Below are 12,236 nucleotides of genomic sequence, written 5' to 3' on the forward strand. Positions count from 1 at the left end.
TTTGTGGACACTGCCCTGCTTCACAACAGGCTTGCACCCTCTCTGCCCCCTGCTCCGCGAGCAGGCAATTGCATTCGGAGAAAAAGTGCGCTTTAATGGTTCAGTTTGGGCAATACAAACAGTGGAATCGACCCTCTACAGACTGTCAAGCGCGTGACCAACTCTCCTCCTACTGATCCCACCACCGATAGCACGGCTCTGCTGCAAGCAGCCAGCCAAGGCAGTATGCACGCCTTCAACGAAGAGGATTATTATCAAACTCTCTTCACCCTCGCCGAATGGGGCGATGCCAAAGCCCAACACAATCTCGGTGCACTCTTCCTGGAGGGTATCGAAATCGAACAAAATCTCCCCGAAGCCCTCAAATGGCACTCCCTGGCCGCCGAACAAGGAATGGTCTTGGCCCAGCACGATCTGGCTACCATGTATCTGGAAGGTTTGGGGATCGAGGAAAATCCAGAAATGGCAGCTCACTGGTTCCGCATGGCCGCCGAACAGGGCGATGCCAAAGCTCAAAACAATCTGGCTATCCTCTATGCCACCGGACACGGGGTGGAATTGGATCTGCTGCAAGCCTATCTCTGGTTCAGTAAAGCCATCCATGGCGGCATGTTCGAGGCTCTCGATAACCGCGATATGGCCGAACAGGATATGCCCCCCGAACAACTCCAAGAAGCCCGTCGCCTGTGGTCACAAATGGCTCCCTCTTGAATCATGCAATGGCGTGCTATACAGCTTCCTGATGCACATTTCTGAACCTTGTTGGCTGGCCAACTCGCAACACCTATGAAGTGGCTGTGTGCATCTTCCGAAGCGTGTCGGCTAGCCAACTCGCAACATCCATGAAGTGGCTGTGCGGATTGGCGCAACAAAACGCGCCAATCCGCACAGCTTGCATCCATAGGCGCTTGAGCCGACGCAAAAAGCGCGTCGGCTTGTTGTGAATAGCGCGCCAAAGGCAAAAGATTAAAGGCAAAATCCCAGGGATTCCATCCCTGGACCCGGCCAGGGGGATGATCCCCCTGGACCCGCAATTGCTTTGTGTTTTTCCGAATATTGTGCTGAAAGTGACTTGGTCGCTGCTTTTGCTAGGGCCCAACTACCTGAATGCGCCCAGCACGCGGTAACACCAAAGACTGACCCTGCTTCTGTAAATAGTTCATCACCACCGTCGATAACGGCTGACCTGCCTCCGCGGCAATCAATACCCGACTCTCCGCCAACATGCGAAATCCATCCCCACCACGCGCCAAATAATCGTTGCTGGCAACCTTCAACAAACGTGTTCCATCCCGTCGCAAAGGCTCACTCCTCTCTCCCTGCCATAACTCCACATCCAAAACCCGCTCCCCTACAGCCTGGCGCGGATCATAACGTATCGATAATCCAGAAAGCTGTAAAAAACGCCCAGAACCTTTGCCCAACTGCGACAAACCATGCTCCAAAGCCTGCCAAATCGCCTGCTCACTCATCTCCATAACCACTACCGTATTGCCAAAAGGAGACTCTTTGTAAATATCACCCAAACTCAAAACCGTCCCAGGAGCATACAAACGATTACCACGCAGTGAACCACCATTCAACAAAGTGACATCCGCACCACTCTCCAAACGCATGGCATCGGCAAAAAGATTGGCCAGCGAACTCTCCCGCTCCCGTACCGTGCTTTCGCGACTGTCCAGCTCCCCTTCGGTCACACCAGCAGATCTCTGCAACTGTTGCTGCAAACGCTGATGGATACCCTCAATCACAGTTTGTACCTCAGGGTGCGCCGGCAAACGAAAAGTGGAAAGAAAATGAAACTCCGGCAACACTCTGCTTTTGCCTTTGGCTCCCGGATCGGGTCGCAACAGGGTCAAATCAATCCGAGCCAACTGCGCCCCATCAGAGGCAGCTTTGACAATATGAGTATTGCCAATCGTGCGCAGCATGTTATCGTGATCATGACCACCCAAAATCAGATCTATCCCTTCAACCTGACGCGCCAACTCCTCATCCTCAGCCAAAGAGAGATGGGTCAAAGCGATAATCAGATCCACCCCCTGCTGCTTGAGCAGAGGCAACAACTCCTTGGCTACCGGAATGGGATCGAGAAAACGTACTTGAGAACCCAGCGTGGCCAAATCGGCAGTGGCAGGCGTGAGCAAACCGATAAATGCAATTTGTAGATCACCTACCTGGCGAATCACCCACTCCTGGCTGTGCGGCAGCAATCCACCATCGGCAGCACGCAGATTGCTGGCCAACCAGGGAAAACGAGACTCCCCCAGACGAAAGTGCAGCGTCTCCAAACCATGATCAAATTCATGATTGCCCAATACCGCCACATCCACTCCCATAATATTGCATAGAGTGATCATCTCCTTGCCCTTGGTCAGATAGGAGAGCACCGAGGGCGAGAGCAAATCCCCCCCAAAGGTGAGCAGACTAGGCACCGCTTGCTGACGTTGCTGTTCAATGAGAGTCAACAAGGGAGCAAATCCCCCCAGCTCCTTTTGCGGGGTAATCTCATAGATGTCATTAAAATGGAGCAGACGTACCCGACTAAGCCGTTCCGCCCAGCCACTGCTCGTGCAAGAAAGGAATACCGAAAGAGAAAACAAGAACAGCAAGGCTCTTTTGCCGATCATCATCGTCAATCACCAAAATATTTGAGAAAGATTCTTAAACAGAATGTGATAATAGTTTTTCAGTTTCGACTGCAACTGTTTTTTCTATTGCAGCACCATTTGCCTGCCAATCCCGACAGAGCACTTGGTTTTGTACACAAAAGCCGGATGATTATACGATCTGCAACGCCTGACACAACGGCAATTTATGCAGCCGAAACTCTTCTGCCAGAAGAGTCAATTGGGCCACTTGCTGGGCGCTACTCAGCAAGGTATTGCCTTGCGCATCCACCAGACGTTGACCAAGAGCATTCAAACAGGGATCGGCAAAGCGCGCCCACTCCCTGGGTTCCTGATGACCCTGCACAATGGCAGACAAAAACAGACGTTCGATTTTGGAGAGCGCTATACCGCCACCGGTCACCGGACTCAGCAAAAAGCCAAAGGTATCGCTATATTGCACCCAATCCAGGAGCAGACCATTCAAGCGATCAGCCATTGCTCGGGCGTGGGCAATATTCTCGGAACTGTGTGCCGCTTGCACAAAATTATTGGCCAGCAGTTTATGGATAGCCTCCTGAATCTGTTCCAAGGTCAATCCCGCAGCACGCAAGGTTGGCAGCAAACTACCAATACTGTGCACCTGCAAATCGGCAAGCAGGCGTAACAACACAAAGCAGGCGGCAGGCAGGGATGGATTGCTCTGCGCTGTGGGCTGAGGCAGTTTATCGGCTGACACAGTCAGCACCAACGATTGCTGTTGCCAAAGATGCAGCGCTTCGGCACTGCTCAGAGCACGACTCCCTTTCACCCAATAATCGCGACGATATTGGCGATTGACCAACAGATCCAAGGTGGTTTCGCGAACAATGGGATCAGAGATCTGCGCCAAAAACGACACCTGGGCCGCCGAAAGCCTCTCTTGATACAAATTATCGGCGGGATGGGCTGAACAAACATAGTTCAAACGGGCAGGAGAGAGCCATTCAGCCATGCGGGAGAAGGTGATGGGTTGCCAATCGCGATTAAAATATTCATGACTGAGATAGGCATAGTTTTTGTTTTGCCGGATCGTCTGCAGTTTGCTGGCCACTTGTGGGTTGGCCTGGGCAAAGGCGGGCTGGCAAGCCAAAAGCTGTTCGGCAAAGCCGAGCGACTCTTCGATACGTTGCGCCCAACTGGCGGAACGGGGAGTCAGACGTTGTTCATAAAGCAGCAGCAGATCACGCAGTGGCAGCATGGCCACCCAGGAGGGCAAAGTATAGTAGCTGACATAAAGCACGCCGCCACTGTTGAGTTTACGGTCGATAAAATCGACGATCACCTGCCTATTGGCCTCCGAGATCCAGGTCCAGACGCCATGCAGAGCGATAAAATCAAAATCAGGCAGATCTTGGCGTTGACAAAATTCCGCAAACGGCAGATCAAAAAGATGGGCCGGCGCCCCACTGGCTGCGGCCAAGGTACGGGCATAAAGCACCTGCGAGGGGTTAAAATCACTGCCCCACCAGGAGAGAGCAGAACCCGCCGCATGAAAATTGAGACTGACCCCTTGGCCAAAGCCCAATTCACAAGCATTACCTATCGACGCTGGCGCCAAGCCAGCCTGCAAAAATGGCAGGTTAAGACGCAAAGGATTGAGTTCGGCATAGTAACCGTAGTTGTAACCAATATCGGTCACATATCCAGCGCTCCAATCAGACACTCCTGCCTCCCTGGTTTATGCTGTCAACTCAGCCATGGTTGGAATTGCGGCTCATTGGCCAGAAAAAACCAAAACATCGACCACTCTGGGCACAGTGCAATATTACACCTTAAAAAATCCGATACTCTCCTGCATGGTGCGCGCCTGCACCGCCAGCGACTCGGCCACCTCCGACATCTCCGAAGTGGCCAGCGCATTGGCCTGAATCACCTGATCCAACTGCTGAATCGCTTGATTCACCTGTTGTGCCCCCTGATTCTGCTCGGCAGAAGCATCAGCAATCTCCTGTACCAACTCCGCCGTGCGCTGAATATCCGGAACCAAACGGGCCAACGATCGCCCTGCCTGCTCGGCAATCGATACACTCGACTGACTCAATGTGGTGATCTCACCTGCTGCCAACTGACTGCGCTCCGCCAACTTGCGCACCTCCATGGCCACCACCGCAAACCCTTTGCCATGCTCCCCGGCGCGCGCCGCCTCAATCGCCGCATTCAATGCCAATAAATTGGTCTGCCGGGCAATCTCCTCAATAATCACAATGCGACTGGCTATCTGCTGCATCGCCTCTACCGCCTGCTTCACCGAATTCCCCGTCTGTCCCGCCTCCTTGGCCGCCTTGGCCGCCAACTCGCGGGTGGTGTGGGCATTCTGCGCATTGTTTTGAATGTTGGCCGCCATCTGTTCCATCGCCGCCGAGGTCTCCTCTACCGAAGCTGCCTGCTTCTGGCCGCCCGCAGAAACATGACGTGCACTCTCATTGACCTGCTCACAATCATCCACCACCGATTCCGCAACACCCTGAATGGTCGAAACCGTCTCCCGCAAATGGGCCACCATGCGCCGCATTGATCCATAAATACTGCGCTCGCGTTTGCAATCCACCGTAAACTGCACCGATAAATCACCGCGCGTTACATTGTTGACTATGGTGACCACATCGCCAATCTCCGTCATCTCACAACCAATCTGATTCATCAAATCGCGGTTGACATAAGTGACAAAACTGAGCGTACCCAACACAATCAACGGCACCAATATCCCATACACAAGCAACTGCTGATGCGAACGCACCGCCAAACGAGAGGCCAAAGCAGCCAACTCCTCGCCCAGCCTCTCCTCCACCTTTTTCAATTGATTAATCCGCTCGGTACTGGCGGCAAACCAGCCATTGGGATCAACGGCAAAACCTCCCGTTCCCGCCTTGTCAAAGGCAATCTGGCGAATCCGCTCCACCTCGACAACTGCGGCTACCCCCATCTGCTCCTTGAAATAGGACTGCATCTCCTTGGTCGCCAACGATTGGAACACATTCAAAAATGCCGCCTGCTCACCGGCCAATGAGGCAAAACGCTGCAAAATTCCCGGACCAAACTTATCCTGGGCAAAGGTGTTGGTTAAGGTGGCCCGCTCCAAGCCAGCCCGCTCCTTGCCCAACATCAAAGAGACATAGGCAGTGGTACGCGCTGCCGTCTCGGCATCCGCTGCCAACTCGGTCATCTCCCGCACCACGTTGATCAACCCCTCAATGGTACCGGTATAATATTTTAACACCTCCGGTGCCGCGACACTCAGCGAATCGGCCTTGCTCCGCCACTCAGCCAATTGACTCAGCCCCTTTTTTGCCTCCTCAACCCGGCCTGTAAAGCGACTGCCAAAGCGACTGATACCAACTCCTGCAACCCCGTTTTGCCATTCACCGTGAAAACGATTGGATAACTCCCGCTGCTTGGGCAGCTCCACCTTAAATTTTTGCCCCTTGCTGCCGATAAATCCAGAGGTCATGCCACGCTCTTTCTGCAGCTCATGCACCAATCCGCCGGTCTGACTCACCAAAGTGGTCAAGCCAGACATCGCCTCCATGCGATTGCGTAAATCATATTTATTCCAGATGATCTCTCCGCCCAACCAGCAGAGACTGAATAGCGGAAAAAACAACATTAACGCCAATTTAGTCCGCAAACGCATCCCTTTCATTCTCCCCCCCCCTGCTCCTCCGTGAATGATTATCTTCCTGAGAATGGCAACATAATACAACAAAATCTAGCAAATTATTTTATATATAGCAGATTATTTTTTCTCCCCGAAGGAAAAAACAGTGTCCAGAGCCCATTTTTTCAATTGTGTACGATCTATTTTGCCATTGGCGAGCAATGGCAATTGTAACAAATGCTTAACATAATAGGGGTGTTTGTAACGCGCCAAATGCGCTTCAAGGAACAGGCGCAGCTCTTCCAGAGATAAAACAGCGCTGCCACTATAAAAAGCAAAGCCCACCTCCTGCCATTTGGCATGCGGAACGCCGACCACCACAGCTTGGACAATCTGCGGATGCCGATTCAGAGCTTTTTCCACCTCACCGGGATAGACATTTTCGCCACCGGAGATATACATCTCTTTTTTGCGGCCCACGACATAAAAATAGCCCTCTTCATCGATACGCAAGAGATCTCCTGTGGCAAAAAACTGTTCGTGCAAAGAGGCGGCAAAGAGCGCCTCCTGCCGCCAATATCCGGCACAACGATGCGGACCTCGCAGCCACAACTCTCCCACCTGCTGAGCTGCCACCGGATTGCCCTGCTCATCAACCACGCGCGCTTCACTGTGCGGCAGCGGTTTGCCGATCGAATCAGGACGCAAAAAAGCCTCCTCTGTCTGCAACAGAAAGCAGTTTGGCCCCACTTCGGTCAGGCCAAATCCCTGTTTGAAGGGAACGCCTCGCTGATGAAAGCTGTGGATCAAAGCCAGTGGCAGTGGCGCACCACCTGAAAGAAAAAAGCGAATGGCAGAAAAATCGGTTATGGCAAAGTCGGGATGGTCATGGATGGCCTGAAACATGGTAGGCACTGCCCAAAACACAGTCACCCCCTCCTCACGAATCTCCTGCAACACCAAACCAGGATCAAAACGCTCATGGAGGATCAAGGTGCCGCCAATGGAAAAAAGCGGCAGGGTAAAGACATGATAACCACCGGTATGAAAAAAGGGAGTGTTGATCAAGGTGACATCGTCAGGCCGCAACACATCGGCAGCAACCGTCGCCTGCATATTGGCGCGAATCATTCCGGCGTGCATCATCACCCCTTTTGGTTGCCCGCTCGAACCAGAGGTATAGAGAATCATCAAGATCTGTTGCTCAGGCTTATCGCGTTCGGCAGGCAAAGAGGGAGCAGGCAAGAGACTCTCCAGAGGGCGATAGGCTGGATGCGCCAGCAACAGCTCTGGGAGAGCCTTGCCCAAAAGTAAACAAGGTTCGACATCGGCACAGATCTCCTGCAACTCATGCGGCGCCAAACGCGGATTAAGCGGAACAAATAGGGCATCAAGACGAATCGTGGCAAAAAACAGCGTCAGGTGTTCCAAACTGCTGGTAGAGATCCAGACCACCCGTTCACCAGCCGTTACTCCGGCGGCATGGAGCTGTTTTGCCCGTCGTTCGATCTCCTGGTGCAAACTCTGGTAACTGAAGCGGATTCCGCTTATACGATCCAGCAGGGCAGTTTTATTCGGCTGGCTTAGGGCAAACTCGGCGATCACATTTTTCCACATGCTTCATGCTCCCTGGCGCAGAAAATGGCTTTTTCTTCATGATCTTGCGCCATTATAGCAAAACAATACAAGGTCTGATTTGCCACAGGGCAATCGCATTAAAAAAATGCAATAATTATTATGGAGCTCCAGGAGATGATCATCTCCACAAGCACTAACCATTTTTTCTCCCGCCCCCACAAGCTGTCGTTTTCGCTTGCGGGGAAGTATCAGCCAATCTCTTTTGGATAATGAGCCAAGATGAGTAGAAGAAATGGAGAGCAAGACAGAGTTCTATTCCAATGGCCACAATGCCATTCCGGCCAAACGGGATGAAGAGGGGATTGACTACCGCATGAAAAATACCGGAGTGGAAACTGGTTACCACCCCGGCATAAACGCCTGTCAACAAACAGTCATAAAACCATTACACCACCAAGCCAGTGGTCTGAATCAACCGCTCACACAGCTTTTTGATAAAGCGATCTTTGATCTTCTCGCGAATCTCCGACCCCAGACGCTTCAACAAGCCCTGATCCACCTGCATCACCAAAATTTCCGTCTTGCTCCTTACACCAGTCGAACGCGGTAAACTGGTCAAAAAGGCCATGTCACCAAAAAATTCTCCCGGACCCAACTCCACTACTGCACTCTCACCTTTTAATATTTCGACCCTGCCGTCCAACAAGATATAGAACGAGGTGTCTATGTCTCCTTCAAAAATCACATCCCTCCCCGCCGCAAAGGTGAGAAATGAGGTGTTAAACGCTGTAATCCGCCGTTTCTCAAAAGTCGAAAAAGAACCAAAAAACTCAATCCGATCAATCTTTTCTATGGTCTCCTCCCGACTCAACTGCTTCACCTCTCCCTGCTTGCCACCCTCTTGCGCATGCCTGCTCTGCAACATCGTCTCTTGCCGCACCCCAAGACTACCCTTCTGCAAACGATCCGTTGTCTCCGCCAAACGATGCACCAGCTTGTTGATCAACTGATCCTTGAACTTCTCCCGACTGTCACTGCCCAATCGATTCAATAGCTCACTATCCACCCGCAACAGCAGACCACGATCCAAGGCAACAATGTTCAAAGTCCGGGGCGTCGCCGTCAAAAAGGCCAACTCTCCTATGATCTCACCTGCCGCCAACTCAAACAGTTGCTTGCCCTTGCCCTTCTGCAAATCCCCCTTGATTGCCGCCACCCGTCCCCGCAACAAAACATAAAAGGCTGTATCCGCCGTCCCTTCGCGAATCACAATCTCTTGCGGTTGGGTCATGCGAAAACTGACATCAAACTCCGCCACCCGATCCTTCTCATACTCGGAAAAATCTTTGAAAAACTCTATCGTCCGCAACGAATGGGCAATCCCCTTCTGCTTGAGCCGCTCCGACTGCTCACGCCGTTGCTCCAACTCCGCCTCCCGCTCCTCCGCCTCGGAACGAACCACCTCTGTCTCCGGAGCCACCTCTTCACCATTCGGCGCAAAAACCCGCTTGTAGAGCTTCTCCGCAAAAGTTGCCTCGATACTGATTGCACCACGCCGTACCGCCAAACTCATCGGCACCTCTACTGTCCGTCCACTCCCCCCAGACAAGGCAAAAGATCCCATCTTCTGCTTAAAGCGAAATCCATCCGCCTTGATGACCCCCTCCTTCTGCAAAGCCACTATCGCCTGCCGCAACTCCTTCTTCACATCCAAACCGGCCTCGCGCATCCCTTGCGGACGCCCGCGCAAATCCAACAACTCCTCACCTGACTCCTCACCCAATATCACCTCAACAACACCATTTGCCTCCTGCAAAAACTCCTGAAAACCGGCAAAATCGGTCTGGGCAGGCTGGGAACGGCCAGCACGCAACAAATTATAAAATTTTAACAATACCGTGCGCGACCAACGCTGGGCGATACGCTCATGCTGCTGCCGGTCGCTCTTGCGTGAACCATCGCCTGCCAGATTATATTCCATATAGCGCAAAGCCAGATCACAACAGGCAGCCCACAGATATTCCGGAACCCCTTCAGGGAGCACATTGATCACTGTCTTCGGCGCAAAGGCGGCCTCCATCAATAAGCCTTCACGATGCACCACACGCACAAATCCCTTGGCTACCGCTCGGTCCGGCTGCTCGACATGAATATCCGGAACCGCATCCGGTATCGAATGCAAACAGGTGATTGCCGGTACGCCACCCTCAGCAATCGATTCCATATTGCCTCCGGCATTGCGCAGCATCACCAAATAGGAGATAAAACCATTGCTGTTGACCGTTAGCGAACGCTCCGCCGAGGTGCCATCCTGAAAGCCTTTGATCGCCTCATTGACCAGCCCCTGCAACCGCTCTTGATAGGCTGCATCCAAAAAACGCGCATAATCATTATAACGCTTGATCATGTCATCCAAATGGCTGCGCCCAATCAATTTATCACCCACCTTGGGCAGATCGATACGCATCGCCTTGCGTTTTTCCAACTCCACCCGATGCACATGTCCGCGAATCACCAAACGAATCAAAGTTTGCATCATCGTCTCGCGCATCAGATTACGCACAGCCTGCTCCAGATCCTCCTCCATCTTTTTCTGCTCTGCCGCACTCCCCCCCTTGCCCATCTGCTTGGCCAGATGAAAAACATCGCGACTGGCAGCACTGCTGGTCAAAAAGGAGACCAAAAAGGTCTTGGCGTTGCGCGTCAAATCTTCAAAATGGATCTGCTCCTCCTCCAAAAACTCCGCCTTGGTCTGCGGCAAAGCCTGCTTCATCCGCTCCAGCAATCCAGGCATCGGCAAATCACCCGCTATCTCATCCAATACCGTATTGATCGCCGATGCCGACAAAGCCACAGATGAGTCGGTCTGCAACCAACCAATCAGCTCGTTGCAAATCCCATTGAGCAACTTTACCGTCTCATGATCGACGCTGGTAATCTGGTCGCTGCCACGCGCCTCATTATAGAGGGGTGCCAAGACCTCCTTGATCGCCAACTCCATGGCCAATATCAGCACCCCATGACTGCTCTCCTTGCGCAACGCCCGCTTGACCTCAGCCAAAATTTGGTCGCGAACCGCCTGCAGTTTGCCCTCCTGCCCCAACTCGGCTACCTGACTATGGGTACGATCCCGCAACTTGGCCAAAGTCTCTGCATATTGGTTGCGCAACATCTCCTCATTGCCCGCCGAAGAGTCGCCCAGCAAACCCAATTTTGTCACCGCGCCTTCACCAACCACCACACTCAAACCATGGCTGGTAAACAGCTCTTCGATTGTCAAAATGCTCGCTGCATTCACCGACAAGCGCATCAAGACTGGGTCAAGCGTCTCCACATTCCAGGCACGTGCAGTAATACTCGCCTCTGGCGAGGCGGCCAAACGAATAAAAAATTGCCGATCCACCACCACACTCCCCCCAGGCTGCAACAGCGCTGAAGGCAGGGTATTGGCGCGAATAATGCCATTGGAGTTGGACAAATAGAGCCCCCAGGCCCCACCCTCGGCACTTACCGGTTTGATCATCAGATGCATCAAGCGATTGTTGGAGGCAATCAACAGGGGACTCTCTGCGCTCACTTCGGCCAGATTAATCTCCATGATCCGTCCTGCACGCAACTGCTCCTCGTTTTCCGGGACGGCAGCACTCAGGATAGTCGCCGGAGGCTGGTTCGGACGCACCTCACCCTTGGCATTTTTCTCCTCATCCAGTGTAAATACCATCCCCGCCGGATGCAGATGTACCCCTACCAATCCCTTAAAATCAAAACTGCTGACAAACAATTTTTTCCGATCCCGGGCATTCAGACTCTCCTGCAGCATGATCCGCCCTTTGGATCGCGTGGTCACATAATATTCACCTTGGCCACGATATTCGATGTGACAGGAGACACCCTGGGAGCCGATCTCCACAGGTGCATATTGGTTTGGCAAGGCATAATAGCTGTTTGCTGGCAAATCGGGATGCGGCACATTGGCCACCCGCTCCACAGGCTTTTTTTCTTCCTCGCCACCTTTTTTAAACAGATTTAAAAATTGCATTCTCTCCCCCACATCCTGTATTCATCCCCAGCGTCTGCCAACGCAGACACCACGAAAAGAGCAACAGGCGCTTGCCATACACCCCCCTGGAGCAGCGCCGCCCTTCTCCTCCTTTGCACTTCGTTACACCCTTTTTTAACCTCATTGGATTACTTTAACATTCTCTGAGACACGAAACCAGACCATTTTCCAGGGCAATCGCATTTGAAAATCAGAAAATTATTATGGAGGTCCAGGAGGAGATTGTCTCCTCCTGGTGGGTGCAGGACAAAGCCCTGCTGGTAATGTGCGGCGTTTCGTAACTATTCAGGTTCGTGCTGGCTCGCCAGCTCTACCCCCATGGGGATGCTGTGCGGATTGGCGCAAAAATGCG

The 12,236-nt window shown here is 52.6% G+C and carries 6 protein-coding genes; 1 reads left to right on the forward strand and 5 read right to left on the reverse strand.

What is annotated here, in order from left to right:
• Nucleotides 1-153 precede the first annotated feature (153 nt).
• Entirely contained in the window at nucleotides 154-711 is a 558-nt protein-coding gene (locus EJP87_RS09315) for a tetratricopeptide repeat protein (RefSeq protein WP_130471595.1), read from the forward strand.
• A gap of 377 nt (nucleotides 712-1,088) precedes the next feature.
• Here EJP87_RS09315 and EJP87_RS09320 read toward each other — a convergent pair whose 3' ends face one another.
• The 5 genes from EJP87_RS09320 to EJP87_RS09340 all read right to left on the reverse strand — a co-directional run bounded on the left by EJP87_RS09320 (nucleotide 1,089) and on the right by EJP87_RS09340 (nucleotide 11,863).
• Complete coding sequence (locus EJP87_RS09320; protein WP_130471596.1) at nucleotides 1,089-2,633, reverse strand: bifunctional metallophosphatase/5'-nucleotidase; 1,545 nt, start codon at nucleotides 2,631-2,633, stop codon at nucleotides 1,089-1,091.
• A 148-nt stretch (nucleotides 2,634-2,781) separates the two neighbouring features.
• Complete coding sequence (locus EJP87_RS09325) at nucleotides 2,782-4,314, reverse strand: class I SAM-dependent methyltransferase (protein ID WP_130471597.1); 1,533 nt, start codon at nucleotides 4,312-4,314, stop codon at nucleotides 2,782-2,784.
• Between the two features lie 102 nt (nucleotides 4,315-4,416).
• The gene (locus EJP87_RS09330) at nucleotides 4,417-6,282 is read right to left on the reverse strand and encodes a methyl-accepting chemotaxis protein (protein ID WP_193771264.1); all 1,866 of its coding nucleotides are present in this window, start codon (nucleotides 6,280-6,282) and stop codon (nucleotides 4,417-4,419) included.
• A 102-nt stretch (nucleotides 6,283-6,384) separates the two neighbouring features.
• The gene (locus tag EJP87_RS09335) at nucleotides 6,385-7,863 is read right to left on the reverse strand and encodes a class I adenylate-forming enzyme family protein (RefSeq protein WP_130471599.1); all 1,479 of its coding nucleotides are present in this window, start codon (nucleotides 7,861-7,863) and stop codon (nucleotides 6,385-6,387) included.
• Between the two features lie 406 nt (nucleotides 7,864-8,269).
• Nucleotides 8,270-11,863, reverse strand: a complete 3,594-nt coding sequence (locus tag EJP87_RS09340) for a cyclic nucleotide-binding domain-containing protein (RefSeq protein WP_130471600.1) — start codon at nucleotides 11,861-11,863, stop codon at nucleotides 8,270-8,272.
• Nucleotides 11,864-12,236: the final 373 nt, after the last annotated feature.

The organism is Candidatus Magnetaquicoccus inordinatus (assembly GCF_004217665.1).
GTDB classification, from domain to species: Bacteria; Pseudomonadota; Magnetococcia; order Magnetococcales; family Magnetaquicoccaceae; genus Magnetaquicoccus; species Magnetaquicoccus inordinatus.